The sequence below is a fragment of the Brevundimonas lenta genome (genome assembly GCF_014196335.1).
Lineage (GTDB): Bacteria > Pseudomonadota > Alphaproteobacteria > Caulobacterales > Caulobacteraceae > Brevundimonas > Brevundimonas lenta.
Map to the genome: position 1 here is coordinate 588,029 of NZ_JACIDM010000002.1, position 24,658 is coordinate 612,686.

The 24,658-nt window shown below is 68.0% G+C and carries 23 protein-coding genes; 2 read left to right on the forward strand and 21 right to left on the reverse strand.

Annotation, left to right across the window (positions count from 1 at the left end; all coding sequences use genetic code 11):
* Positions 1–4 precede the first annotated feature (4 nt).
* A complete protein-coding gene (locus GGR12_RS10445; RefSeq protein ID WP_183204346.1) occupies positions 5–160 on the reverse strand; it encodes a hypothetical protein in 156 nt (51 codons plus the stop codon).
* 184 nt (positions 161–344) lie between these two features.
* On the reverse strand, positions 345–1,331 hold the full coding sequence (locus GGR12_RS10450; protein WP_183204347.1) for a hypothetical protein: 987 nt from the start codon (positions 1,329–1,331) through the stop codon (positions 345–347).
* 94 nt (positions 1,332–1,425) lie between these two features.
* Between GGR12_RS10450 and GGR12_RS10455 the strand changes: the two genes are divergently transcribed.
* Positions 1,426–2,046: a hypothetical protein gene (locus tag GGR12_RS10455; protein WP_183204348.1), complete on the forward strand. Its 621-nt coding sequence runs from the start codon at positions 1,426–1,428 to the stop codon at positions 2,044–2,046.
* 63 nt (positions 2,047–2,109) lie between these two features.
* Here the strand turns inward: GGR12_RS10455 and GGR12_RS10460 are convergent, their stop codons facing one another.
* The 8 genes from GGR12_RS10460 to dinB all read right to left on the reverse strand — a co-directional run bounded on the left by GGR12_RS10460 (position 2,110) and on the right by dinB (position 11,892).
* Positions 2,110–4,110, reverse strand: a complete 2,001-nt coding sequence (locus GGR12_RS10460; protein WP_183204349.1) for a ParB/RepB/Spo0J family partition protein — start codon at positions 4,108–4,110, stop codon at positions 2,110–2,112.
* Between the two features lie 236 nt (positions 4,111–4,346).
* Positions 4,347–5,324, reverse strand: a complete 978-nt coding sequence (locus tag GGR12_RS10465) for an SEC-C domain-containing protein (protein ID WP_183204350.1) — start codon at positions 5,322–5,324, stop codon at positions 4,347–4,349.
* Complete coding sequence (locus tag GGR12_RS10470; RefSeq protein ID WP_183204351.1) at positions 5,324–6,616, reverse strand: hypothetical protein; 1,293 nt, start codon at positions 6,614–6,616, stop codon at positions 5,324–5,326. The genes GGR12_RS10465 and GGR12_RS10470 overlap by 1 nt, the downstream gene beginning before the upstream one ends.
* Before the next feature lie 112 nt (positions 6,617–6,728).
* Entirely contained in the window at positions 6,729–8,588 is a 1,860-nt protein-coding gene (locus tag GGR12_RS10475; RefSeq protein ID WP_183204352.1) for a coiled-coil domain-containing protein, read from the reverse strand.
* On the reverse strand, positions 8,581–9,093 hold the full coding sequence (locus GGR12_RS10480; RefSeq protein ID WP_183204353.1) for an ABC-three component system middle component 2: 513 nt from the start codon (positions 9,091–9,093) through the stop codon (positions 8,581–8,583). The genes GGR12_RS10475 and GGR12_RS10480 overlap by 8 nt, the downstream gene beginning before the upstream one ends.
* Positions 9,078–10,040, reverse strand: coding sequence for an ABC-three component system protein (locus tag GGR12_RS10485; RefSeq protein ID WP_183204354.1), 963 nt, complete (start codon positions 10,038–10,040; stop codon positions 9,078–9,080). The genes GGR12_RS10480 and GGR12_RS10485 overlap by 16 nt, the downstream gene beginning before the upstream one ends.
* 185 nt (positions 10,041–10,225) lie before the next feature.
* Positions 10,226–10,816, reverse strand: coding sequence for an alpha-ketoglutarate-dependent dioxygenase AlkB (locus GGR12_RS10490; protein ID WP_246328845.1), 591 nt, complete (start codon positions 10,814–10,816; stop codon positions 10,226–10,228).
* Positions 10,816–11,892, reverse strand: coding sequence for a DNA polymerase IV (gene dinB, locus GGR12_RS10495; RefSeq protein ID WP_183204355.1), 1,077 nt, complete (start codon positions 11,890–11,892; stop codon positions 10,816–10,818). Before dinB ends, GGR12_RS10490 begins: the two co-directional genes overlap by 1 nt.
* A gap of 166 nt (positions 11,893–12,058) precedes the next feature.
* On the opposite strand from dinB, the gene GGR12_RS10500 reads away from it, so the two are divergent.
* Positions 12,059–12,514, forward strand: a complete 456-nt coding sequence (locus tag GGR12_RS10500) for a DUF411 domain-containing protein (RefSeq protein WP_183204356.1) — start codon at positions 12,059–12,061, stop codon at positions 12,512–12,514.
* 52 nt (positions 12,515–12,566) lie between these two features.
* On the opposite strand, the gene GGR12_RS10505 is transcribed toward GGR12_RS10500, so the two are convergent.
* The 11 genes from GGR12_RS10505 to GGR12_RS10555 form a co-directional block, all read right to left on the reverse strand.
* Complete coding sequence (locus GGR12_RS10505) at positions 12,567–13,850, reverse strand: acyltransferase family protein (RefSeq protein ID WP_225896981.1); 1,284 nt, start codon at positions 13,848–13,850, stop codon at positions 12,567–12,569.
* Positions 13,851–14,273, reverse strand: coding sequence for a hypothetical protein (locus GGR12_RS10510; RefSeq protein ID WP_183204357.1), 423 nt, complete (start codon positions 14,271–14,273; stop codon positions 13,851–13,853).
* 4 nt (positions 14,274–14,277) lie between these two features.
* Entirely contained in the window at positions 14,278–14,721 is a 444-nt protein-coding gene (gene copM, locus GGR12_RS10515; RefSeq protein WP_183204358.1) for a CopM family metallochaperone, read from the reverse strand.
* Positions 14,718–16,805 carry a heavy metal translocating P-type ATPase gene (locus GGR12_RS10520; RefSeq protein WP_207931412.1) on the reverse strand — a complete coding sequence of 696 codons (2,088 nt, stop codon included), beginning with the start codon at positions 16,803–16,805 and terminating at the stop codon, positions 14,718–14,720. The genes copM and GGR12_RS10520 overlap by 4 nt, the downstream gene beginning before the upstream one ends.
* A complete protein-coding gene (locus GGR12_RS10525; RefSeq protein WP_183204359.1) occupies positions 16,802–17,404 on the reverse strand; it encodes a cation efflux transmembrane domain-containing protein in 603 nt (200 codons plus the stop codon). The genes GGR12_RS10520 and GGR12_RS10525 overlap by 4 nt, the downstream gene beginning before the upstream one ends.
* 10 nt (positions 17,405–17,414) lie before the next feature.
* A complete protein-coding gene (locus GGR12_RS10530) occupies positions 17,415–17,753 on the reverse strand; it encodes a DUF190 domain-containing protein (protein WP_183204360.1) in 339 nt (112 codons plus the stop codon).
* Between the two features lie 55 nt (positions 17,754–17,808).
* Positions 17,809–21,054 carry an efflux RND transporter permease subunit gene (locus tag GGR12_RS10535; RefSeq protein ID WP_183204361.1) on the reverse strand — a complete coding sequence of 1,082 codons (3,246 nt, stop codon included), beginning with the start codon at positions 21,052–21,054 and terminating at the stop codon, positions 17,809–17,811.
* 3 nt (positions 21,055–21,057) lie between these two features.
* Positions 21,058–22,218, reverse strand: a complete 1,161-nt coding sequence (locus GGR12_RS10540; protein WP_183204362.1) for an efflux RND transporter periplasmic adaptor subunit — start codon at positions 22,216–22,218, stop codon at positions 21,058–21,060.
* Complete coding sequence (locus GGR12_RS10545; RefSeq protein ID WP_183204363.1) at positions 22,215–23,474, reverse strand: TolC family protein; 1,260 nt, start codon at positions 23,472–23,474, stop codon at positions 22,215–22,217. The genes GGR12_RS10540 and GGR12_RS10545 overlap by 4 nt, the downstream gene beginning before the upstream one ends.
* A 55-nt stretch (positions 23,475–23,529) precedes the next feature.
* The gene (locus tag GGR12_RS10550) at positions 23,530–23,850 is read right to left on the reverse strand and encodes a hypothetical protein (RefSeq protein WP_183204364.1); all 321 of its coding nucleotides are present in this window, start codon (positions 23,848–23,850) and stop codon (positions 23,530–23,532) included.
* A 119-nt stretch (positions 23,851–23,969) separates the two neighbouring features.
* Positions 23,970–24,614 carry a cation efflux transmembrane domain-containing protein gene (locus GGR12_RS10555; protein WP_183204365.1) on the reverse strand — a complete coding sequence of 215 codons (645 nt, stop codon included), beginning with the start codon at positions 24,612–24,614 and terminating at the stop codon, positions 23,970–23,972.
* Positions 24,615–24,658: the final 44 nt, after the last annotated feature.

The window sequence follows — 24,658 nt, forward strand, 5'->3', positions numbered from 1 at the left end:
AGCCTCAGAAGAATTCGACTTCATCCGGACGGGCGTCGCGTTCCTGAACAATCAGAACCACGTACTCGTCGTGCCCCCGAGCCTTGAAGTACCGCCCCGTCACTTCCCAGAGCGTGCCGGATTCGCCGACCTTGGAGGCGACGATGTGGTCCCCCGTCATGGGACACACTCCCGCGCATTCGCTCAGATCGATGTCATGTTGAAGGTCTTCCAGACGCCCTCCGGCGCCGCGGGCGTATAGACGGGCAATTGGCATCAGCTTGTCTCCGGTCGGAATCGCGATTGCACATTGGCGCGCGCTTGCGTCATTTTCGGTCGTATCGAAAAGGCGACCGAGACGACGCTCACGTCCATACCTCCTCGGGCGACAGCGAAATCGCGCGGCGACTGGCGATGTCCGCGACGAACCAGTCCCATTCGTCCCGACCGACGCGCGCGGCGCAATAGGCCGCCGCCATGCCGCTGAAGGCTCTGAGGACGGTGCGCAGGTCGTCGACGAACCCGTCGACCGACTTCGGCACCGACTTGCCGTAGGCGAGGAAGATGGCGTCGCGGTAGTTGGCTTTGCCGCGATACCGAGACGCCTGATGAAGGAAGCAGACGCTCCGTTTTCCGAGCGCGTCATCGCGGAGTTCGCGGGCCGCCTTCGTGCGAAAATTCTCCACGCCGAGATCGCGAAAACCAGACGATCCCCGGACCGCCTGTTCGACGTTCCACTGTTCCCACGACGCCGTGCCCGACAGGTATTCGGCGATGCACCCCCACGCCTCGTCGGCCGAGCCCGGCGGCAACGTCAGCGAGTGTTTGCCGCGACTGCGCGGCACGCGAAGCGCTTCCTCCACATCTGCCGCGCACAGGCGCCCGACGCGGTCAGCGAACGGCGGCATCACCAGGCCCGAAACGGCGAACTGTCGGTCCCATTGCCTGGCGGTGCTGGCGTGGGTTTCGGGAAACGAGCCGTCGGCCGCAGCGATCATCGCCGAGGCCGCGCCATAGACGCCGTAGTACCAGGCCACGATGCCGACGCGGCTCACGTCGGCCTTGTTCGGTGCGAGCGCGAGGGCGTCGAGCGCCGCGATGTGATGCAGTGACAGCAGAAGCTGCTCATAGATCGAGTTGAGCTGCCGATCAGGAAGCGGCTTGCGCTGGACCCTTTGGTAGAAGGGTCGCGCCGTTCGGAACGAGACGGTTTGCGCCTCGCACAGGATCGCCAGTCCGCGCATCCAGTGCAGGGTCGACGGCAGCGCATAGACGGCGTTGGCGATGTCGCGCGGCGACTCCGACAAGGTGCCGTGGGCCTGCATCCGTGCGTACAGCGAACCTGTGGGCATCTCTCGTTCCGGCGTGGCGACAGCTTTGACCCTAGCCTGCTTCGCGCTAAGAACAATATGCGAACACTTGGCAGGGAAAACGATGATGGAAGTTATGCGCGACCTCGAGGTTCGCGGGACGCGCGCGCAGGTCGATGCGCTCGTTGATCACATGACGCAGGCGGCCAAAGCGCCGTGGGCGCGCTCGGCGGAAGGCGAGGCGAACATCGGCGACGACAGCTACCGCGTCTTCTCGAGAGAGGCGGACGGCTCGCTTCCGGCGCTGGGGGTGGCGCTGCATCTGGAGCCGGAGGGCATCCAGATCGTGAACATCGTTCCCCGTGATGTCGGCAACCTCAGCACGGGCGTCTACAACGCGGCCCTTCAGGAGTTCCTCGAACAGCTTGTTCAGCCGGCGGCGGCGGCGCTCTCGTTGTCGGTGGTCACGTCCCTGCCCCGCACCTCGCTCGCGGCGGAAGTCGGACCCGAGATCGCGCGGCTTCTCGTGCAGTTTTCGGGTGCGGCCAACCAGTCTTCGGGGTCATCGCACCCCGCAGATTTCAAGCGTTGGGCGGCCTTCCTTGTCGCTGTGCATCGGAGGGGCAAACGGCTCGATACAGACCTTCTCTATGCAACCCTGCGAGAACAGGAATGGCCGAAGGAAAAGGCCAGCGAGCTCGTCAGCGAGTTCGAGTTTGCTCGTGAGCTGCTCAGCATCGCTGACGATGTTCACTGATAGCCCAACAAAAAAGCCGCGCGCCCCCAAAGGGCGCGCGGCGAGTTTTTGTCTCGGACGGAGCTATTCAGCGGCGAACGAATAGGCGTCGTCGTCACGCGGTGCCTTCGCGCCCTCATCCTCCGGCTCGGCTGCATCCGACACGGTTCGCAGCGGAACGGGCAGCCACCCCTTCCCTTCCACCAGCCTCTCGGCGGCCTCGGCCATGTCCGCCTTCTTGAACCCGGCGATCCGACCCGCTTCCTCCGGATTCACGGCCTCGGTCACGGCCTCCAGCGCCCGCGCCTTGGACACGCGGGTGAAATACGACGACGCCGTCGCCGTCCACGTCCCGGCCATGTCGAGCCCGACCGCCGTCGCCAGCGTCTCGGCCTGCGCCAAGGCGCCGGGTCGCCGGTCGTGCGGATCGCGCACGGCGTAGAGGCCGACCCCGGCGCAGCAGGCCATCAGGTCCAGTTGCTCCGAAGGCGGCAACGCGGCCACCACGCCCCAGAGGTCTTCCGGGCGCTCGGGCAGGCGCGCCCCCCACGCCTCGCACCGGTCGCTGACCCGGCGTCCGGCGGGGCCGTCGTCCACCCCCGGCGCCAGCCGCTCCAGCCCGGTCGTCGTCAGCCGAAGCTGCAACGGCGTCCAGACCCCGTAGCCCGGATAGAAGACCTGCAATGCGAGCGCGTGGACCACCGTCGCCAGCGCCGCATTCACATCGGCCTGCACCGCGTCGCGCAGCCCCATGGTCTTGTGGGCCGTCAGGTCGATCAGCAGACGATCCGACAGGGCCGACGGCGCCTCGTTCTCGGAGGCCTCCGCCTCCGCGCTCTGCCGGTCGTCCGCACCCTCGTCCGCCGCCGCGTCCTCCTGCCACGGCGACGGCGGATCGGCGGGCACGTCCTCGACGCGGACCAGTCCGCGCTCGAACCGGGCGAGGCCGTCGTGACCCAGCGTCACCACCACCCCGGCCCGCGCCCTGGCCTCGTCGGCGTAGGCGAAGTCCGGGCCGAACGCCTGCAAGGCCTTGTCGATCTCCTCCAGCCGCGCATCCGCCTCCGCCGACAGACCTTCCGCGCCCGCCCCGGAGACGATCCCGTCGTACTCCTCGGACAGGAGCACGATCTCGGCGGCGTCCGCCTCCGACCGCTCGACCGCCACCGGATAGACCCGCCCGAACGCGGACACGTCGGGATAGTCGAGGCTGACCTCGGCCCATTTCCAGCCCTCGCGCTCGCGCGCCTCGTCGGCCAGCCCGGCCAGCTTTTCGGCGACCAGCCGGTCCAGCAGGAAAACGTCTTCCAGCCAGCCGCCGCCGTCCTCGGTGAACAGGTCGCGGAGAACTCCGCCGCCCGCCTCGGCGTAGGCCTCGACGCCGACGAAGCGGACGCGCCGATCATCAGCCCTGACCTTGGCCTCGGTCATGGCGCGCCGGATGGCATAGGCCGGGGTATGCGGCCCGATCTGCTCGAACACCTGCCGCTGGCGGTCCCGATCCTCGCTGACACAGAAGGCCATCAACTGGTCGAGCGCCAGCGTCCCGGCGCGATAACCCGCCATCAACTCCGGGGCCGCCGATCCCAACCGAAGCCGCTGACGCACCACCTGAGCCGACACCCCGAACCGGGCGCCGATCTCGTCCGGGCCATAGGCCTTCTCCACGGCGAGCCGCTGGAAGGCCTCGAACTGATCGGCGGGGTGCATGGCCTCGCGGGTGATGTTCTCGTCGAGGCTGATTTCATGAGCGTCGTTCTCCGCGTCCACGATGCAGCGGACCGGGTGGGTCCGTTTGATCGCCTTGCGCTTGGCCAGCAACCGCAGGCCCTGACGCCGCCCCTCGCCGATGGTGACGAGGTAGTTCCCGGTCGGCGCGCCCTCCCCGTCCCGCTCGATCTCGACCACGGGCGGCTGCAACACCCCCTTGGCCTTGATGGAGGCGGCGAAGGCCTCGATGGTCGCCGGGCTGTGCGGGGTCTTCCTCGCATTCTTCGGCGAGGCCTTGAGCCGATTGAGCGGCACGATGATCTCGGCGCCGTGCTGCGGCTCCGTTGCGACGGTTTCGATGGATTGAGCAGTCATGTCTGCCTCCTTTGGGCATGGGTTGCAGGCACGCGAACTGCGCGCCTGAAACCCTGCCCGTCGGCGAGACCGGGGTAGCAAGGGCCAGGGCGGACCGGCCGGAGGGGGATCGCCCGACCTGCACAAGCCTGACCCTGATGATCATCGTGACGACATTCGCCGGCGCGGAAGGTCGGGGAGACCGGCCGGTCCGGCGGCGGGGCCGCTTCACCCTGGCCCGCGCGAGGGCGGAGCCCTTAGCCCTTCTGCGACGCCCGCCAGGTGTCCTTCTGGCGCGGCGTCGCGGGCTTCAGCTTGAGGAAGACGATCTGACCGGGCCGGGCCTCGCCCCAGCTGACGTAGATGCGGCTGCTCCGGTCCGGCCCCACCACATCGATCATGTGGGGTCTGAGCCCCGCGTCGGACGGCGCCGGCGCACCCTCGTCGTCGAGGTGAAACTTCAATCCCAGCCCTTGCAGGCGGAAGATCACCCCGACCAGCCGGCCCTGATCCTCGTCGATGACCGGAAGGGTCGAGACGGCCGAGCGGCCGAGGGACGCCTCGTGCGCGTCCGCATCCGTCGGCACCTCCAGACGCATGAGGCTTCGGGGCGGAGTCGCCGTCAAGGCGTCGGCGATGTCCGCCATAGGCGGCGGATAGTCGCGGAACCGGTAGGGCCCGACCTTGAAGTCCATGCCCGTCGCATAGAGACCGGCCAGGGTTTTCATCGCCCAGAGTTCGAGCGCCTCGCCGGAGACGAGGGTCGAGAACCGCTTGCGGGACAGGGACGCCTTGGTGGCGTGCATCTGCGCGGCCTCCAGAGCCAGAAACGCGCGCTGGGCATGGGCGTCCAGGGGCGAGAGCGCGGAGTTGTGGCGCTGGCACGGGATCTTGGATGTCAGGGCGTCAGCGGACGTGGCCATCACCGGCTCCGCCTGCCACGGCATGCCCCTGACCTTCAGCCCCGGCCGGCTGATCAGGCCCCGGCTGATGTAGTGCTCCCGGCTGATCGTGCGCGAGCAGTCGCCAGACCGGTTGAGATAGCATCTGGGGTGGGCATAGCCGGTGACCGGCGGCGGCGGGTGGATAGGCCCCAGCTTCAGATGGGGGCGGCCATCGGAACTCAGGCAGCATTCGCCGAACGGCTTCCCGCTCTCGCAGGGACAGCGGTCGCCGCGCGTCCAGGGGAAATCCCATTGATCCTGGGGCGGAGTGATCCAACGCCGGGGCGCCATCAGACCTCCGACGGCGGATAGGTTGTCAGATGATAGCCGCCGATCCAGCCGATCCGCTGGCCGTCATAAGCGATCATCGCGAACACGATCCGGGCGATGACCTCCCGAACGAACTGCACGTGAGGCCAGAGTCCCGATCCTGCCGATGACCGCGGCTCGTCGGCGCGATAGTGGCCCCGGTGCACGATCTCGTTTCGGACGTTCACTGCACGATCCAGCGCCTCGAGATTGAGATCGGCGACCGGGACATTCCACTGCTTCATGAGCAGCCTCACCTTGTCTTTCAGCGGCCGGCGATTCAGGTCCGCCATCTTACCCGGCAGGGCCGTCAATAGCGCTTCAAGGTCAGGATTGCCTTGAGCCACTGGAGCCGCAGCCCGCATCGCGGTCGAGAGCCGTTTGAACTGCGTCGGCGAGAGAAAATGGCTCTGGCGAGACGTCAGGTTGGCATGGCTCAGGTTTTCGAGAACGGTCATGGCCTGAACCAGCCGCATCTCCGTGTAACCCGCGGCCATGACGTACCATTCGAGGGCGAACATCAGCTGCTCGACCTTGAACACCGGTGAAAACCAGGCGTCGACGGCTGCACGCACGAAGGCCTGTTGGTTCAAGAAATGGATGACGGGCTGATGGGTGTCGCCCCCGCCGGCCTGCTCGAGGACTTCAAGCGTCCACTCCGTGCCGCTCGCGTACTCAAGGGTCGGGCCCTTGAGGCTCCGGCCGGCCGCGAAGCTCGTCATAAGCCTGAGGTACTCCAGCAGCCGCCCCGCCTCAGCCCGCCACGCCGGACGATCGGCGACGGCGGACGGCGCGACGAGAGTTATGAACCCCGAAATCGTGTCGTCGACTGGCTTGGCCGGGCCGCCGCCGACATAGATCGTTCCGAGGGCCGTCTCGACCTGATGCCGGCCGAAGCCCTGAAACGCCCGCAATCCCATACGTAGGAACGGCTCCTCGTGCGTCCGAGAGGCTGTCAGGGTCGCCAGCTGGGCCTGCCCCTTCAAGGCGAGATAAGACCCCTCCTGATCGTCATGAACGGGGGCGTTGAGGTGCAGATGATCCGTCGTCAGCGTCACCTCGCCCGACTGCGCGACCAAGCTGAAGTAGGACACCGTCTCACCGCGGTCGTCGGGGCCGCGCAGCCAGGCGGTAGCCTTGGTGAACGCCAGCTCCTCGAAGTCGAAGACGAGCGATCCGGACGGGGTGAGGGTGAGCTTGAACGCCACATATTGGTCGTCACCGCCTCTCGAAAGGCGGCCCGTAAACGCATGCGGCTTCCGGAAATCCAGCATGACACAACGGTACCCGTTCTCACGGGCTCCCGAAACCGAGGCGGTCCGTGAGCAGGCGCAGGACCGATCCACACCCAAAGTCGGCGGCGTTCAGACGGGCCGACAGCAGCGACTAGACGGGGAACAGCCCTCGTCGCCCGTCACCCCCGGAGAAGACTTCCAGATGCGCCCGAGTTTCCAGTCCGGTCGGCGGATCAACATTCTCCAGAATGACAAACTGAGCGTCGATCTCCAGCGAAGCCAGATGATCGAAGAAGCGGTCCTTGAGCGAGGTCGCCGCCAGCGCACGCTCGTCGTCCTCGAGCTCTCCGAACTTCGGCGTCTTTAAAGGATCGCGATAAGTCAGGAGCGGCGTGTCTAGGACCAGGAAGCCCGGGTGTGGCAAGCCCTTCTCACGGCAGAACAACAGGAGAGCGACCTTGAACGCAGCATGCGTGACGGCTCGGACGCCTTTGCCGTTGGCGACCCGAGCCTTGCCGTCAATCTTCAGATCGTAGGTCTCGTCATCAAACGAGACATGGTGCTCTCCGGGGAAGCCCCACTGCTCCAGCACGCCGCTGACGATCTGGGCGAACTCATGGGTGATGCTGCCGGCCAGGGCCAAGACAGGCCGATCCGCCTTGGGCGTCGCCTTCGCGCCTTCGTAACCGCCCCGACGTCGCGAGAGCTCGTCGCGCTGCGCCAGAAGGGCGAGGCCGCGTCGAGCCTGGTCCCGCGCCGCCACGATCTGTCCCAGGTCAGACTGCGATTGGGCGGCCTGGGGCGTTAGGTCAGCGATATCGGCCTCGAGCTTATCGAGGCGGTCTGTGAGGCGGGGGAGTTCATCACCCAGAAGCGATTGCTCATCGCGGAGGGTGGCGAGAGTGCTTGCCAAGTCTTCGGACTGCCGACGGATCTTGGCGATCTCAACCAGAGCCGCCTCTCTCACCAACGCGATATCCTGATGGTCGTGAGCATGGACCTGGGCGGCTGGCGCGGCTCCGCACAACGGGCATTGCCGTTCGGCGGACAGGCCCAGAAGGAAGCCCGCTTCTTCCAGAGATTCCAGTCGGTCGATGTCGGATGCATACACCTCTTGAAGCTGCTCGAAGCGGTCAATGTGCAGGTTCACTTCGTCGAGCCGGCTCGACGCATCCGGAATGGCGCGCGCCAACGTCTGCTTCTCGGCCATGAGACCGCGGATTGAGGTCTGCAGAGTGGCGAAGCTGGCACTTGCCCCCTCGATGGAGCTTTCCAATCGATTGAGCTGATCCTCAAGGTCTTCGGTGTCCGGATACTCCGCCTCGATCGCAGCCTCGATCTCGGCGATCATATCGTCGACGACCTCGAGCCGAACCTGTTTGGCGGCGTTAAAGGTCTTTGGATCTTCGACCGCCACGAGTGCACTGTCGTCCAGACCTGTCAGCAATAGTCGGAACACGCTTCGCTCGGTCGTTCGGGCGTCACGCTGCCCGCCTTCGATCGGCGATCGTTCGATCTGGATGCTCGTTTCATCGACGAGATAGATCAGGCCGAGGTCGCGGAAACTCAAAGGCCGCTTCTGGCCAAACGCGTTGGTGGCGACCTCTTTGCCGCGCAGCCCGACTTCAGTGAGTAGCAACGCCGACAAATTACCATCGGCAACGGCGTCATGCTTGGGCTGCAGGGTCCGGGCGTTCTCGCCAGCAACGGGCGCAGTGACGTGCCCTTGGTGAAGGGAGAATGCGCCCCCACTCAAAGCACGCGACAGAGTCACGTCGCCCTCTTTCGGCAGCGTAAGCGCCAGCCACGCGGTGTCGTAGCCTTGGCGCTCGTTGATGTCCGGCAAGGCCTTTGAGCCGCCGAACATGAAGTCCAGCGCTTTCAGCGTGAAGGATTTGCCGGTGTTGGACGCGCCCCAGATCAGAGTCAGCTTGTCGCCGAACGTCAGGGCCGCCGACACCTTGTCTGGCCCTGTGAAGGTCAAGCTGCGCAGAACAATCCGATCAGACATGGGTGCTGGTCTCGCCGGCATAGTCGCCGCCATGGAACTCGATCCGCCAGCGCCCGATCCGTTCGGCGACGAGGTGCTCAAGGTCCGGTCGAGACCGCGAGAGCACATTGGATGCAAGCCATTCGGCCCGTTCCCGCAATGCGATCGAGTAGGGCGATCGCATCAACTCGATGACACCTACGGCCTCCTCGCTCGCCCGATAGAGCAAACCCGCGTCGCCGTCGGGCACGAACTCCACCAGGTGAAGTCGCCGCATCACCAGCAGACTGTCCTCGACCAGCCGACGGCGCACGAGCAGCTCTCCGCTCCGTTGCGGGACGTCTGGATGGAGGCTCTCCGGTCCGCCGATATCGCCGGTGTGGACGATCAGATGGTCGAACCAGGCGATCTCAGTGACGTCGAAAGCGCGGGGATAGGCCGCGTTCAGGACAACAATCGCCCGTACGCCGGTTTCGAGCGGGCTATTGAACAAGACGGGGGCGGCGCCGCTCATGGCTTCTGCCATCGTAGCCTCGGCTCAGCCTCGTTGGCGAAGTGGTGGCAGATCCCCTGCTTCGCCTTCACGCGGGAATGCTGTGCAAGGACGCCGCTCGGCTGAACGGTCGCCGCTTGTGACATCACAGCATCGGCTCGGCTCAGCGCATCGGCGTGAGGTCCGTCGCAGGTGTCTGCCACGCCATGATATATGTCGCTTTCGAACGCCTCGATCGCGGTCGCGTCGGTGTTGTCACGGTAGAAACGTTTGAAGGCGTCGGCGTCGTAGAAGCGTTCACGCTGTCGGGCCAGATGGGTTCCGAAGTGCGGGTGGCCCGCTGCGGCCTGATGGTCGGCAATGGGCGCGTCGGCGCGCTCGGAGTACGCCGCAAGCAGTTGGCCGATGTATGGAAGCTCGTCGTCGTGGACGACATCGGGCGTAGCCCCTAGGGGTGCCGGGCCGGGATCAGCCCCGAACCACTTGTACAGGACCGGCTTGGCGGCGGGGTCGCCGATAAGATCATCCAAGCCTACGCGGCCAATACGCGAGAAGTCATAGGCTTGGATAAAGGCCGTCAACTCAGGCGTCAGAGGCACGCTGGCCCCCTCGATTATCGTGTTTTCGCAGTGCTCGTTCCAGCCCGCAATGAAGGCTTGTTTGAACTCGACCGGTTTGAACAGGAGGCGCTGCAGGTTGCGATTGACGCCCTTTGGGGCGACGAACGAGAATGCCCTAGGCGGGGTGAACTCACCTAGGCTGGCGTAATAGAGAATCTTGCCGATCTCGTGGAAGGCCGAGGCGGTAGGAAGCGTCTTGCCGTACTGCTTGCACTGGAAATTGTCCCAGTCGCCCTCATGCAGCGTCTGATCAACAAAGCCCACGACGTCACGGCCTCGATCACCCGAGCCGCTGAACACCTCGACCTTGAAATATTGTGTCTTCTTCTCAAGCGCCCAGTCGCGAACGAACTTTTCCAAGTCCGTCGCCGTCAAGGCAAGCAGCTGTCGATCGTATGTCGCCACCATGGCCTGGAGAACTTCCCCGAGCGAGTCTCTCCCGCCTGAGGACGCTACCCATACGCGAGGACCACAGCAATCCTCGCGGAGAACGATGATCCGGAGGCTGCCGCCGCCGATTGATCGCTGCGCCTGATATGCGGGGATCAGGGCGTTAAGCACGCCAGCGTCCGGAAGGTGATCGAATAGCGCAGCGCGGTCATCGGCGTGATCGAATGCTCCCAGTCCCGGCGCACCTCGCCCGACAGCAGGTAGGCCGAGCCCGGCGCGAGCGGCGCGCCGGCCCGCGTCCAGCCGGCGCCGCGCTTCTGCCTGAGACGCATGATGCAGGGCGAGAGCAGCGAGACCCCGAGGATCCGGCCATACACGGGCCGGTCCCTGTGCCAGCCGATCCCGGCGCCGGGTTGATATTCGTTGACCAGCGCCTGAACGAAATCCTCCGCCGGCAGACCGGCCCGGTCGGTCAACTGGCCTAGCAGCTCCTGCAGGAACGCCGGCCAAGGCTCGGCCGCCTCCAACGCCTGGCGCGCCAGATCATAGCGCCGCCCGAATGCGGCGATGCGACGGTTGCCGAGATAGCCGAGGTGCTCGTAGGGCTTGAAGGACAAGGCCTGAAGCGCGCGCACCACCCTCGCCTGCTCGTCCTCTGAAAGGAGATCGGGCCAGTAGCGGAACCCGGCCGGGGCGGCGGGCCCGGTGGCGACCGGCTCGCCGAAGAGGTCTGCCTGCACACCCATCAGGCCAGGGCGAGTTGATCGGACGCCGAGACCGCCGGCGCCTTGAAGTTGGACAGGCTGACGCCGACCAGGCGGATGCCCTTGGCGGGCGGATAGAGGGAGCGGACCAGCAGCAGGCTGATCTCTTCGAGCCGCTCCCTGGACGTCACCGGCTCCGGAAAGGAACGGCTGCGGGTGGACTGCTGGAAGTCGGCCCATTTGACCTTCACCGTCACCGTGCGCCCGTATGCGTCCGATTTCTCGCACCAGCCCCAGACATCGCCCGCCATGGCGATAACACCGGCCTCGATCGCCGAGGGATCGGTCAGGTCGCTTCCGAAGGTCGTCTCCGATCCGGACGATTTGCGCTCGCGGTTCGGATTCACCGCGCGATGATCCTCGCCTCGCGAGATGGCGTAGTACCAGGGGCCGGACTTGCCGAAATGCTGTTGCAGGAAGGTTAGGGATTGGTGCCGCAGGTCCTCGCCGGTCTCGATGCCCAGCCGGCTCATCTTGGCGGCGGTCACCGGCCCGACCCCATGGAAGCGTTTCACCGGCAGGGTCTGGACGAAGGCCTCGCCCCGACCGGGCGGCACCACGAACTGGCCGTTCGGCTTGCGCTGGTCGGAAGCCAGCTTGGCCAGGAATTTGTTGTAGGAAATCCCGGCCGACGCCGTCAGGCCGGTCTCCTCCAGGATCCGGGCCCGGATTTCGACGGCGGTCTCCGAGGCGGTCGGCAGGCCGCGCAGGTTGTCGGTGACGTCGAGATAGGCCTCGTCCAGGGACAACGGCTCCACCAGAGGCGTGTAGTCCGCGAAGATCGCCTGGATCTGTTTGGAGACGGCGCGATACACCTCGAACCGGGGCGGGACGAAGACGAGGCCCGGGCACTGGCGCAAGGCCGTGGTCGAGGGCATGGCCGAACGCACGCCGAAGACCCGCGCCTCATAGCTGGCCGCCGCCACGACGCCACGCTGGGCGGCGTACCCCACCGCCACCGGCCGCCCGCGCAAAGCCGGGTCGTCGCGCTGCTCCACCGAGGCGAAGAAGGCGTCCATGTCCACGTGGATGATCTTGCGAACCGGCCCGTCGCTCATATCCCGCTGTACCAAGATCGGAACAGAAAGGGAACACACACACCCCATGTCCCTATCGCCTGCGCCGCTTGGCGGCAGTCGCCTCCTGTGACACCGGGTCGTTTCGCGGCGCGGCGGTCATCAGTCTAGGGTGTCCGTCTTCGCCGCAGCATCCGGATCGCCGCCCATGACCCGTCCTTCCCGCCGCGCCCTGCTGGTCGGCCTCTCCCTGACCGCCCTCGCCGGCCCGGCCCTCGCCACGCCGTCGAAGCGGATGACCGCGTACAAGACCCCCTGGTGCGGCTGCTGCGGCGGGTGGATCGCCCACATGCGTCAGGCCGGCTGGACCGTCGAGGTCGTCGAGCGCGAGGACCTGGCACCGATCCGGGCCCAGCATGGCATTCCCGACCGGCTGGCCTCCTGTCACACGGCGGTGGTCGGCGCCTACGCCATCGAGGGCCATGTTCCGGCCGACGACGTCGACCGGCTGCTCAGCGAGCGTCCGGCCGCCCGGGCGTTGAGCGCGCCCGGCATGCCCGCGGGCTCGCCGGGCATGGAGGCCGCCGGGCGCGAACCCTATACGACTGTCCTGATCCTCAACGACGGCTCCACCCGCGTGTTCGGCCGGCACAACGGCGCCTGACGCCCGACAGGCCGGCGGAGGTCGTCAGGCGACCGGTTCACGGCCGGTCGGGTCAGTCCGCCTCGTTCCCGTCCACCGTCCTGCCGTCGCCGCCATCGGCGCTGCGCGAAAAGTCAGCCTGATGCGGGTGACCGCCATGCTGGGCGCGGTACTCGGCCGGGCTGAGCCCCCTGCCCGTCATATGAAGCTTTGGCCGGGCCGCAGGCGTGACCGGATCAGCCTCGATGCCGACCCGCTCGCGATTCGACGCGGCGCTGGACGGATTGAGCCAGACCTGCACCGGGCGGTCGAAGCCGTACCGGAAGACCGCCGCCGCCACGAAGGCCCCGACGAAGCCGACGGCCCACAGGACCCAGCGAACGCCGGACGACCAGGCCTCCTGGCCCAGGGCGTCGAGCAGGCCGAACCAGACGATGCGGCTCACCTCATTGGTCAGGAACATCGAGAACGACATCAGGGCCAGATGCTCGATCAGCCGTGAGGGACTGCGCACCGGCACGGCGCCGGCGGCCCAGATGATCACGGTCATCAGGCCCAGCGACAGCAGGCTGAAGGCGCCGAAGGCCTGGAACAGGATGAGCGTGACGGCGGCTGCGACGCCGATCGCTCCGGCCAGGCGCGGCCCGACATAGACCCGCGCGCCGTAGAAGGCCGCCGCGACCCCGAGCAGGAACAGCGGCAGGGCGCGCAGGATGCCGTAGCGCATCGGCAGGCGGTAGATCGGATCGCCGAGCCAGAGCGAGGCGGCGACGTCAGCGGCGAGGACCAGGACCGTCGCGCCGAACACGACGACGACCGGCGGCCAGCGCCACAGGGCGCGGCAGATCCAGGGCAACAGCAGATAGCAGCCGATCAGGGCCGAGAGGGTCCAGGTCGGGGCGTTCCACCCCTGCCCGCCCGGCACGCCATAGGCCTGGACCAGCAGCACCTGCGCGGGCAGCTGCGACCAGTCGAACCATCGCGGATTGCTCGGCGTGATCCCCGCCAGGGCGGCGGCTCCGACGATGGCCACGAGCACGAGGCTGACGGCCAAATGGGCCGGAATGACCCTAAGCAGCCGCTGACGGGCATAGGCGCGCAGCGAGGCCTGGCCGGCGGCGAGCCGGTCGCCGTAGATGCGGGCCAGGACATAGCCGGAGTCGATGATGAAGAAGTCGGTGAGCAGATAGCCCCGGTCGAACACCGGATGCAGTTGCGGCAGCGGGACCGGCGAGGCCTCGCGGAAATGGTAGAGGATGATCAGCGCCCCGACGATGAAGCGCAGCGCGTCCAGCCATCCGCCCCGCGCGATCCGGACGGGACGAGGCGACGGCGCAAGCGCGGCAGGCTCCGGCATTCAGGACGGCTCCCGACCGAAGACCACCGCCGCCGGCTTGCGGTGTTCGTGGGGGCGGAGATGAATAGCGTCCCGAACGACGTAGAGGCTCGCCGTTCCCAGGATCCAGACGAGCGCCAGACCGGCCGTGATCATCACCCCTCCCCGGTCGCGCGGGCCCATCAGCAGGCTGCAGAGGGTCACGCCGGCGAGGATGACGCCATACCCCAGATGAAGGGGCAAGCCGTAGGAGCCAAGCAGCAGGAAGGCCATGCAGAGCACGAGTCCCCCTGCGATCAGGCTGGCGACGAGCGCGATCACCACATCAAGGACGGGCCGCGGTCTCGGCGGGCGGCTCAACAACGGCGATCGCCGTCGCTTGCCGTAGCGGCCCTCGCGCCAGCGAATGTCGCGACTTCGGACGGTGAAGCGCTTGCCCGCCACTGACTCAGGGCCTTCCGGCGGGGACCGGGGCGTCCTCGTGGCGGGCAAGCATTACCTTCATCCGGACGATTTCGGCGTCCTGCGCGGCGATGATCTCCTCGGCCAGATTGCGGACGTCCCGGGCCTCCCCGTGCTCGACGGCGATCTTCGCCATGGCGAGGGCGCCTTCATGGTGAGCGATCATGCCGCGCAGGAAGTCGATGTCGGGGTCGCCCGTGTAGTCGATACTCATGGCCGCGTGCATCTGGGCGCTCGCTTCACGATAGGCCGCCGTCGAGGGGTTGTCGGCCGGTCCTCCGGCGTGGCTCGCCCCGGTGTCGATCGGACGCGCGTCCACGGCCGGGCCCCGATCGGGGACGTCGCGGGCCTGCCGCGAGATCATGCCGAAGGCGAAGGCCGACAGGGCGAGAAAGACGGCGATGACGGAGGCCCATCCGATCCGTTTCATATCGATGTCCTCGAGAGCGCCGGAGAGGCCGCAGGGCCCGCCGGGATTGCGGTTGAGACGGCCGTCCGGGCCGGATCGCGGTAGGCAAGCAGCCGAAGGGCGTTGAACACCACCAGCAGGGTCGAGCCTTCGTGGAGCGCCACGGCGGGGCCGATGCCAAGGCCGAGGATGGTCGCCGGCACCAGGAAGGCGACCACGCCGAGGCTCACATAGAGGTTCTGGAGGATGATCCGGCGGGTCTGCCGGCTAAGGCCGACCGTGAACGGCAGTTGCGCCAGATCGTCGGACATCAGGGCGACATCCGCGGTCTCCAGAGCGACATCGGACCCGGCCGCGCCCATGGCGATGCCGACCGTGGCCGTGGCCATGGCGGGGGCGTCGTTCACGCCGTCGCCCACCATGGCGATCTTGCCGTCCGCGCGGAGTTTCTTGATGGCGTCGACCTTGTCCTCCGGCATGAGATCGCCCCACGCCTCGGTCAGCCCGACCTGCTCCGCGATGGCCTGGGCGGCCTTCTGGTGATCGCCCGAGATCATAATCATGCGCTGGACGCCGAGGGCCCGCAGCGCGGCGAGCGCCGGCCCGGCCGCAACCCGGGGCGTGTCGAGCAGGCCGATGACACCGAGGTCTCGCGTCCCGCGCCGCACCACCATCAGGGTCCGCCCTTGCTCGCGCAGTTGCGCGACGACGGCCGTCGTCTCGTCGTCGAGACCCGCCACGCCGTCGGCCCCGAACATCTCGGGCTTGCCGATCCAGATCGTCTCGCCGCCGTGTTGGGCCGTCACCCCCTTGCCGGTCAGGCTCTTGAGCTCGGTCGCGGCCACGAGCGCGGTATCGCCCAGCCGTTCAGAGCCGTCGCGGGCGATCGCTTCCGCGAGCGGATGGTCGCTGAGCCGCTCGACGGCGACCGCGATCGCGAGGAGGTCGGCTTCCGTCGTCCCGCGCACCGGCATGACGTCGGTGATCCGGGGCCGACCCTCGGTCAGGGTCCCGGTCTTGTCGAAGGCGATGGCGTTGAGCGAGCCCAGATTCTCCAACGGCGCGCCGCCCTTGATCAGAACACCCGCGCGCGCCGCACGGGCGACGCCCGACAGGACCGCGCTCGGGGTAGCGATGGCGAGCGCGCAAGGGCTCGCGGCGACCAGGACGGCCATGGCGCGATAGAAGCTGTCGCGGAACGGCTCATCGACCACCACCCAGGCGAACAACAACACGAAGGCCAAGCCCAGGACGACGGGTACGAAGATACGCTCGAACCTGTCCGTGAAGCGCTGGGTCGGCGACTTCTGGGTCTCGGCCTCGCTCACCATCCGGACCACCTTGGCTAGGGTGGTGTCGCTCGATTTGCGGGTGGTCTCGATCTCGATCGCACCCGCGCCGTTGATGGTGCCCGCGAAGACGAGGGACGCCGATCCGACCTGGGCCGGCCGCTCGCGCGCCGCGGCGGCGTCCGGGACCGGCTGCTTGTCCACCGGCATGCTCTCGCCGGTCACCGGGGCCTGATTGATGCTTGTCGTTCCCACCACGACGAAGCCGTCGGCCGGAAGGCGCTCGTTCGGACGCACCACCACGGTATCGCCGACCAGCAGTTCTTCGACCGGCAGTTCGACGACCTGCCCGTCACGCCGCACGTGGGCGGTCCGGGGCGCCAGATCCGCCAAGGCCTCGATCGCCCGTTTGGCCCGCCCCATGGCGTAGTGCTCAAGCGCATGACCGATGCTGAACAGAAACAGCAAGAGCGCGCCTTCGGCCCAGGCACCGAGCGCCGCCGCGCCTGCGGCGGCGACGAGCATCAGGGTATCGATCTCGAACCGCTTCTGCAGGAGGTTCTGGACCGCCTCGCGGACGGTGAAGAAGCCGCCGAACGCGTAGGCGACAAGGTAGAGCGCGAGCGGGATCCAGGTCGGGACGCCCGGCGCGAGCTTCTCCAGCGCGAACCCCACACCCAAGGCTGCGCCCGACGAGAGCGCGAAGATCACCTCGGTGTTGGGACCGAGGATGCCGCCATGGCCGTGATCGTGGCCATCACCGGGACCGTGGTCTGCGGCCTTGGTCTGCTCTTCGGACGAATGTGTCGACGTCATACGCCGCTCTCCTTGTCGGATTTGGCGCGAGCTGCGTCGCGCAGGATTTCGACCCCACCCTTGGCGGCGATGGCGGCGACCAGCACGCCGACAACCAGGTCGGGCCAAGCCTGGTCCAGCCACATCACCAGTCCTCCGGCGACGAGGATGCCGCCGTTCGAGGCGAAGTCGTTGAAGCTGAAGGTTTCGGCCGCCTTCATGTTGACGTCGCCGCTGTTCTGGCGACGGATCAGGTGCAGGCAGATAAGATTGACGACGGCGGCGACCACGGCCAGCCCCATCATGGTCGGGCCGATCGGCTCTGTTCCGACGAGGAACCGGCGCCCGGCGTCGAGCAGGACGCCGGCGGCGAAGATCAGCAGCATGATCCCGGACAGACGGGCCGCGCCCCGCTTCCACGACCCGTCCCGACCGATCGCCAGGAAGCTGATCAGATAGACGGCGGCGTCGGATGCATTGTCGACGGCGTTGGCGAGCAAGGCGCTGGAATCGGCGGTGACGCCGCCGACGCCGAGCGCACCCGCCAGTCCGGCGTTGAGCGCGAGGACCGTCAACAGCGTGCGACGCTGCTGACGTTCGGTTTGATCGCGAGCCGTCAAAGCCGCTCTCCTAGTCGGCGTCCGCCGGAGCGGGGTTGGGCCAACGCAGGACCTCGACCGCCTCGAGCGTGACCGGGCCGAGGTGTTCGAGGTCGGAGAGGGTTTCAAGGAAACCCCTCAGCTTGGACTCATGATCGAGCAGTTCCACGATGAGGGATTGGTCGTCGTCGAGGACGTGACGGCGATGCAGGTGCGGGGTGTGGCCGAAGCCGACGAGGGCCTGCAGCACGGTCCCGCCGGCCAGACCGGCGGACCGGGCCCGCTCGGCCACGATTTCGAAGACCTTGCGATCGCCGAAATAGGCGGCCTCGTCGGTGTAGATGCGCATCAGTTTGATGGGGTCGGACATGATCGCCTCCTGAAAAGGGAGATCCCCGCCGCCGACGCGACGGCGGGGACCGGGACTATTCCGCCGGAACCGGTTCGCCGGCCGGCGCGTCGGTGGGCTTGGGACGCCGTCCCTCGGTCAGGCCGAGGACCAGCCGGCTCATCGCCGGCAGGACGAGCAGCGTCAGCAGGGTTGCGGTGACCAAGCCGCCGATGACGACCATGGCCAGGGGCTTCTGCACCTCGGCGCCGGTGCCGTGGGCCAGGGCCATGGGCACGAAGCCGATGGCCGGGACCAGGCCGGTCATGATGACCGGCCGCACCCGCTCCATGCAGCCCTCGATGATGGAGCGGGAGAGCTCCATTCCGGCGTCGAGCCGTTGCCGGATCGACGACATCACCACCAGGCCGTTCAGCACCGCGACCCCGGCGAGGCAGATAAAGCCCACCGCCGCCGACACCGAGAAGGAGATGCCGGTGAGGGCCAGGGCGAAGACGCCGCCCGCCAGACCGAGCGGCACGGTGAGGAAGACCGCCACCGCCCGCCCGAACGTCCCCACGGCGAGGAAGAGCACCGCGAAGATGGCCAGGAAGCAGATCGGCACGACCAGCGACAGGCGGTCGGAGGCCGCCTTGAGGTTCTGGAATTGGCCGCCCCACTCGATCCAGGAGCCGGCCGGCAAGGCGACCGTCTCCACCTTGGGCATGGCCTCCCGGACGAACGACCCGACGTCGCGGCCGCGGACGTTGGCCTGGACCACGACGCGACGCTTGCCGTTCTCGCGGCTGATCTGGTTCAGCCCCTCGGCGAAGCGGAACGACGCCACCTGCCGCAACGGGACGGACGCCCGTGTGCGGCCCTCCGCTTCCGGCAACATCACAGGGATGGCGCCGAGGGCGTCGAGGTCGTGTCGGCTGGCGTTGGGCACGCGGACCACCACGTCGAAGCGGCGGTCGCCTTCGAACAGCTGCCCGGCCTCACGCCCGCCCATGGCGGCGGCGACCGTGTCGGCCACCTCCTCCACCGTCAGGCCGAACCGCGCGATGGCGGCCCGGTCGAAGGTCACGTCCAGAGACGGCGCGCCGTCGGTCTGTTCGACCTTGACGTCGGCCGCGCCCGGCGTGGCGTTCAGCTGGGCCGCGATCCGGTTGGCCGTGGCCGTCAGCTTGTCGAGATCGTCGCCATAGATCTTGATGGCGACGTCGCCGCGGACGCCGGCGATCAGTTCGTTGAACCGCAACTCGATCGGCTGGCTGAGCTCATAGCCGTTGCCGACTTGGCCCGCCGCCGCGGCCTCGATGCGTTCGATCACGTCTTCCTTGGTGTTCACCCCGTCCGGCCACTGGTCCTGCGGCTTGAGGATGATGAAGCCGTCCGAGATGTTGGGCGGCATCGGATCGGTGGCCACCTCGGCGGTGCCGGTCTTGGAGAACATCAGCTCGACCTCGGGCAAGGCGATGATCGCGCTCTCCACGCCCCGCTGCATGCGGATCGACTGCTCCACCGCCGTGGAGGGCACCCGTTGGGAGGCCATGGCGAGGTTGCGTTCGTCCAGTGTCGGGATGAACTCCTGTCCCAGCATGGTGAAGATCACCCCGGCGACGGCGAACAGGGCCAGACCGCCGCCCACGAAGGGCCAGGGCCGGGCCACGGCCTGACGCAGCACAGGCTCGTACTTCGCCTTGATCCAGCGAATGACGAAGACGTCCTTTTCGGAGACCTTGTTGCGCATCACCAGGGCGACCATCGCCGGGATGAAGGTGATGGACAGGATGAAGGCCGCGACCAGGGCCAGCATCAGGGTGATGGCCATGGGCGAGAAGGTCTTGCCCTCGACGCCCTGGAAGGTGAGCAGCGGCGCGAAGACCAGCAGGATGATGGCCTGGCCGTAGACGGTCGGCTTGATCATCTCCTGGGTGGCGATGGTTGTTTCCTCGAGCCGCTCGCGCAGGCTCAGCAACCGGCCCTCGTGGTGTTGGCGCTCGGCCAGCCGCCGCAGGCAGTTCTCGATGATGATCACCGAGCCGTCGACGATGAGGCCGAAGTCGAGCGCCCCCAGGCTCATCAGATTGCCCGACACCCCCATGAAGTTCATGCCGATGGCGGTCATGAAGAAGGAGATCGGGATGATCGCCACCGCGATCAGGGCGGCGCGGACATTGCCCAGGAGCAGGAACAGAGCCACCGCCACGAGGATGGCGCCCTCGATCAGGTTGCGCTGAACGGTGGAGATGGTGGCGTTGACCAGTTTGGACCGGTCGAGGACGGGGGTCACCTTGATCCCCGGCGGGAGAGACCGAACGGTCGTCTCCAGCTGTTCGCCGACCGAACGGGCGACCGTGCGGCTGTTCTCGCCGATCAGCATCAGGGTGGTGCCGATGACGACCTCGTGGCCGTTCATGGTGGCCCCGCCGGTGCGCAGGTCCCCACCGAGACGGACGGCGGCGACGTCGCGAACGGCGACGGGCACGCCGCCACGGGTGGCGACGATGGCTTCCTCAATCTGGCTCAGGCTGCGGATACGGGCGTCGGCCCGCACCAGATAGGCCTCGCCGCCCCGCTCGACGAAATTGGCGCCGACGGAGAGGTTGGCGGATTCCAGACCGGCGGCCAGTTCGCTGAAGGAGACGCCGTACTGGGCCAAGCGGGTCGGGTCGGGTTCGACGACATACTGTTTCTCGAAGCCGCCGATGGTGTCGACGCCGGCCACGCCGTTCACCGTCCGCAGCTGCGGCGCGATGATCCAGTCCTGCACGGTCCGGAGATAGGCCGCGCGGGAGATGTCGTCGGTCAGGCGGTCGCCTTCCGGGGTCAGGAACGACCCGTCGGACTGCCAGCCCGGCTGGCCGTTACGCACGGTCGCGCCTCGCCCGCCCGGGTTGGTGAAGTCGATGGCGTACATGAAGACTTCGCCCAGACCGGTGGTGACCGGTCCGATCTGGGGCTGGACGCCCTCTGGCAGGCTTTCCTGGGCCTGGACGAGGCGCTCGCTGACCTGTTGCCGCGCGAAATAGAGGTCGACGTTCTCCTCGAAGATCACCGTGACCTGCGAGAAGCCGTTGCGCGACAGGGACCGGGTGGACTGCAGGCCGGGGATGCCGGCCATGGCCGTCTCGACCGGGAAGGTGACGCGCTTCTCGATCTCGACGGGGGAGAGCGAGGCGTCGGAGGTGTTGATCTGCACCTGGTTGTTGGTGATGTCGGGCACGGCGTCGATGGGCAGCTGTGTCAGCTGCCAGGCGCCGTAGGTGGAGACGAGCAGCACGAGCGCGATGATCATCCATCGCGCCCGCACCGACAGGGCCATGAGGTTGGCGATCATGGGCTAGTGCTCCACTTCGCCGGCGCCGAGCGCGGCCTTCAGAAGGAAGGCGTTGCGGGTGGCCACGGTCTGCCCCGCCGTCAGGCCGGAGGTGATCTGGGCCCGGCCGGCGCTGCGCTGGCCGACGATGACCGGCACGGGGTTGAAGCCCGTCGCCGTTCTGACGAAGACCACTTCGCGGCCTTCGACGGTCTGGATGGCTTCCTCGGGCACCGAAACGCCGGCGGAGGTCTGAGCGTCGCGGGTGTAGATCCGCACGGCGATGGCCTGGCCGGGGCGCAAGCCTCCCACGCCGGACACGGTGAGCAGGACGGTGGCGGCGCGGCTTTCCGCGTCCACCCCCGGGGTGATCGACCGCACCGTGGCCTGGACCTCGCCTTCCGGCAGGGTGATGCTGGCCCGGTCGCCTGGAGCGATCCGCCCCGCGTCGTCAGCGGAGACCGAGGCCTGGACCTCGATCTGGCTGGCGTTGGCGACCCGGAACAGTTCGGTCCCGGCCGTGACGAAGGCGCCGAGCGTCGCATTGGACACAGTCACTCGCCCGCTGATCGGGCTGACGACCCCGGTGCTGCGGCCGTCGCCGGAGACCCGGGCGGCGGCGGCAGCGGACGAAGTCCGGCGCGCTTCCGCCTCGGCCTCCGCCAGGACGGTCTGGGCGGCTTCGAGATCCTGTCGCGCGGTGATCTGCGAGTCGAACAGCCGCTGCTCGCGGGCGAGCGCCTGCCGGGCCGCGGTCAACCGGGCCTGGGCGGTCGCCCGTTCGGCGGCGATGGAGGAGGCCTCGCGGCTCTCGATCAGGGCCACGGTCTGGCCGGCGCGCACGCTGTCGCCGAGGCGCAGTGAGACGCCGGTGATCACGCCGTCGGCGCGGGCCGCGAGCACGGCCTCGCCTTGGGGCGTGCCCACGACGGTGCCCTGGGCCACGATCTCGGCGCTCAGCGAACCGCTGCCGACGGGCGCGAGGATGATGCCGGCCGCCTGAATGCGGGCGGCGTCCATCTCCAGGGCCTCGCCGGCGCCGTGTTCTTCTTCGGCTTCCGCCGCGGCTTCCGCCGGCGCTTCCGGACCACGCGTCATGCTCCAGACGGCGAACCCGCCGCCGAGGACGATCACGGCCGCCGCCGCGCCGCCGAGCAGGCGTTGCTGGTTGGTCAATCTCTTCATTGGGCGGATCCTTCGGTTTCGGTGGCGCGCGTCAGGGCGGCGACGGCTTGCGCCCGCTCCAGCTCGGCGGTGATCATGTCGGCCTGAACGGTGTTGAGCGCCTCTTCGGCGTCCAGCACGTCCAGCAGGGTGAAGCGGCCGGCCGAGAAGCCTTCACGCGCGATGCGCACGGCCTCGATCGCTTCGGGTTCGGCCTGGGTTTCGAGGAAGGCCAACTGGGCTTCGGCCGTGCGCAGCGCGGCCTGGGCGTCGCGGGTCCGCCGGATCGCGCCGGCGAGGGCGGCGTTACGGCGGGCCTCGGCTCCGGTCCGCTCGGCGTTGGCGGCGACGATATTGCCCTGGTTCCGGTCGAACAGACCGATCGGCATGGAGGCGCCGAACACCAGAGCCGTGTCGTCCGTGCCCCGGAACTGGCGGGCGCCGACGCTGACGGTCACATCGGGACGGGACAGGGTCCGCTCCCGCTCGACGACGGCGACCGAGGTGGCCACCTCCGCCTCGGCGAGACGCACGTCGAGCGCGCTGGCCGGGTCGATGACCGAGCTCGGCGCCGCTGGGGTCTCAGCGGCGGTCGGTTCGGGCAGCTCTTCACCGCCGCCCCACAGGGCGGCGAGCGCCCGCTGGGCTTCAGCGTACTCGGCTTCAGCCGCGCGAACCCGTCCGACCGCTTCCAGGGCGGCGGTGCGCGCTCGCAGAGCCCGCAACGGCGGTTCGCGGCCGGCGTCGACCAGTTCGGTGGCGATCGTCTGAAGGTTATCGGCGCGCATGAACTGATCGCGGGCCAGTTCGACCCGGCGGCTGTCCGCATAGGCCTCGGCGTAGGCGTCACGCACCTGTTGTTCCAGGTCCGCCCGCGCGACCGCGAGGCGCAGCCGGGCGGCGTCCACCTCGGCCTGGGCGGCGCGCTCGCGTGCGGGCCGCTTGCCGCCGAGTTCGAACCGCTGGCCGACGCTCAGGGTGCTTTCGGCGTCATCGACGCCGGAGAAGCCGCCAGTGCCGGCGAAATTCTCGACCTCCAGGCCGAGTTCGGGGTTGGGCCGGAAGCCGGCCTGTTGCGCGCGGCCGACGGCGGCGGCGACATCGGCTTCGGCGGCGGCCAGCGTGGGCGAAGAGGCCGCGGCGCGGGACAGCGCCTCGGCCAGGGTGACGGGTTCGGCGAAGGCTGACCCTGGGGCCAGCATGGCCAGGATCGCCGCGAGAGTGATCGCGGCTCCGCCGGCCGCGGGGTGCGGCAGACGGCGTTTAGGGGATGGCATAGGTCCTGTTTCCCGGATGGTTGACGTGGAAGGCGCGCGGTCGCGCGCAGTCTCGTCAGCCTCTGGGAGGGCGGTCTGGTCCGGCGGGCATGCGGGACGGCAAGCCGTCCGCCAGCGGAAGGGCGTCGAGATCGGACCCGGCATGGGTCACGACCGGCGCGTCAGGCGTCTGCGGCACGGCGACGCCGCCGTGGTGGCAGTGGCCGTGAGAGCAGATCGCGTGCTGATCCGGCCGGTCGGTGTTGTCGGAATCGGAGGGAGCGTCGGCGACGATCTCCGAGGCATGGGCGGTCGCGGCTTCGGGGGCGCACGTGGCGGCCTCGACGGCGGTGACCAGGACAAACAGGGCCAGGAACGACGCAAGCAGCGCCGTCATCCAACCGTGTCTGGCCGAGGAGAATCCCATGGCGTCCCATAACACGGACCGCCGCGACTGCAATCGCTGCATCGTCGCAGGGCCTGTGCGCCCGCTGGTCCCGACTTCGCCGACGCGGTTCATGAAGCGTCCCGCAGTTCCTGCCGCGACTGACGAATGATCGACCAGGCCGATTGCAGGAAGATCAGGGCCAGGACGGCGCCCGCGATCAGGTCGGGCCAACGAGAGGCGGTGAGCCAGACGAGGCCGCCGGCCGCCGCGACCACCAGGCTTTCGATCAGGTCATTGCGCGTGCAAAGCCAGACGGAGCGGACATTGGCGTCGCCATCGCGGTGACGCACCAGCAGGAGCGCGGCGACGGCATTGGCAAGGAAGCCGAACAGGCCCAGGCCGGTGATGACTGTCCCCTCGGGCGGCTGTCCAGACACGGCCCGCCAGATGGCGAAGCTCAGTATGACGACGGCGAGGAGCCCCAAACTCGCGCCCTTGAGCAGGGCCGCGCCCGAGCGCACCCGGACCGACTTGCCGATCGCCCACAGGCTGATGGCGTAGGTCGCGCTGTCGGCGAGGAAGTCCAGGGCGTTGGCGCCGAGAGACGCAGACCCTTGCGCGAGGGCGCCGCCGGCCACCGCTACGAAGGCGACGGCGTTGATGGCGATCACGGCCAGAAGGATGCGGCGATAGGCCGGCGAGGCGCCGTCGAACTTGACGGTGGCGCCGCAGCAGCTCGCGGCAGGTCTGTCCTGGATCAGGGGGGCGGTCATCGGAGCTCCAGCGCGGTGTCAGACGACCTATGCATGCTCTAGCG

Bases quoted from the DNA above. Each gene is read 5' to 3' on its own strand.
- GGR12_RS10460 (WP_183204349.1), bottom strand. From the start codon at position 4,110: ATGACTGCTCAATCCATCGAAACCGTCGCAACGGAGCCGCAGCACGGC.
- GGR12_RS10545 (WP_183204363.1), bottom strand. From the start codon at position 23,474: ATGCCATCCCCTAAACGCCGTCTGCCGCACCCCGCGGCCGGCGGAGCC.
- GGR12_RS10455 (WP_183204348.1), top strand. From the start codon at position 1,426: ATGCGCGACCTCGAGGTTCGCGGGACGCGCGCGCAGGTCGATGCGCTC.
- GGR12_RS10480 (WP_183204353.1), bottom strand. From the start codon at position 9,093: ATGGCAGAAGCCATGAGCGGCGCCGCCCCCGTCTTGTTCAATAGCCCG.
- GGR12_RS10530 (WP_183204360.1), bottom strand. From the start codon at position 17,753: ATGTCCGACCCCATCAAACTGATGCGCATCTACACCGACGAGGCCGCC.
- dinB (WP_183204355.1), bottom strand. From the start codon at position 11,892: ATGAGCGACGGGCCGGTTCGCAAGATCATCCACGTGGACATGGACGCC.
- GGR12_RS10470 (WP_183204351.1), bottom strand. From the start codon at position 6,616: ATGCTGGATTTCCGGAAGCCGCATGCGTTTACGGGCCGCCTTTCGAGA.
- GGR12_RS10505 (WP_225896981.1), bottom strand. From the start codon at position 13,850: ATGCCGGAGCCTGCCGCGCTTGCGCCGTCGCCTCGTCCCGTCCGGATC.
- copM (WP_183204358.1), bottom strand. From the start codon at position 14,721: ATGAAACGGATCGGATGGGCCTCCGTCATCGCCGTCTTTCTCGCCCTG.
- GGR12_RS10520 (WP_207931412.1), bottom strand. From the start codon at position 16,805: ATGACGTCGACACATTCGTCCGAAGAGCAGACCAAGGCCGCAGACCAC.
- GGR12_RS10445 (WP_183204346.1), bottom strand. From the start codon at position 160: ATGACGGGGGACCACATCGTCGCCTCCAAGGTCGGCGAATCCGGCACG.
- GGR12_RS10555 (WP_183204365.1), bottom strand. From the start codon at position 24,614: ATGACCGCCCCCCTGATCCAGGACAGACCTGCCGCGAGCTGCTGCGGC.
- GGR12_RS10550 (WP_183204364.1), bottom strand. From the start codon at position 23,850: ATGACGGCGCTGCTTGCGTCGTTCCTGGCCCTGTTTGTCCTGGTCACC.
- GGR12_RS10475 (WP_183204352.1), bottom strand. From the start codon at position 8,588: ATGTCTGATCGGATTGTTCTGCGCAGCTTGACCTTCACAGGGCCAGAC.
- GGR12_RS10540 (WP_183204362.1), bottom strand. From the start codon at position 22,218: ATGAAGAGATTGACCAACCAGCAACGCCTGCTCGGCGGCGCGGCGGCG.
- GGR12_RS10465 (WP_183204350.1), bottom strand. From the start codon at position 5,324: ATGGCGCCCCGGCGTTGGATCACTCCGCCCCAGGATCAATGGGATTTC.
- GGR12_RS10535 (WP_183204361.1), bottom strand. From the start codon at position 21,054: ATGATCGCCAACCTCATGGCCCTGTCGGTGCGGGCGCGATGGATGATC.
- GGR12_RS10500 (WP_183204356.1), top strand. From the start codon at position 12,059: ATGACCCGTCCTTCCCGCCGCGCCCTGCTGGTCGGCCTCTCCCTGACC.
- GGR12_RS10450 (WP_183204347.1), bottom strand. From the start codon at position 1,331: ATGCCCACAGGTTCGCTGTACGCACGGATGCAGGCCCACGGCACCTTG.
- GGR12_RS10490 (WP_246328845.1), bottom strand. From the start codon at position 10,816: ATGGGTGTGCAGGCAGACCTCTTCGGCGAGCCGGTCGCCACCGGGCCC.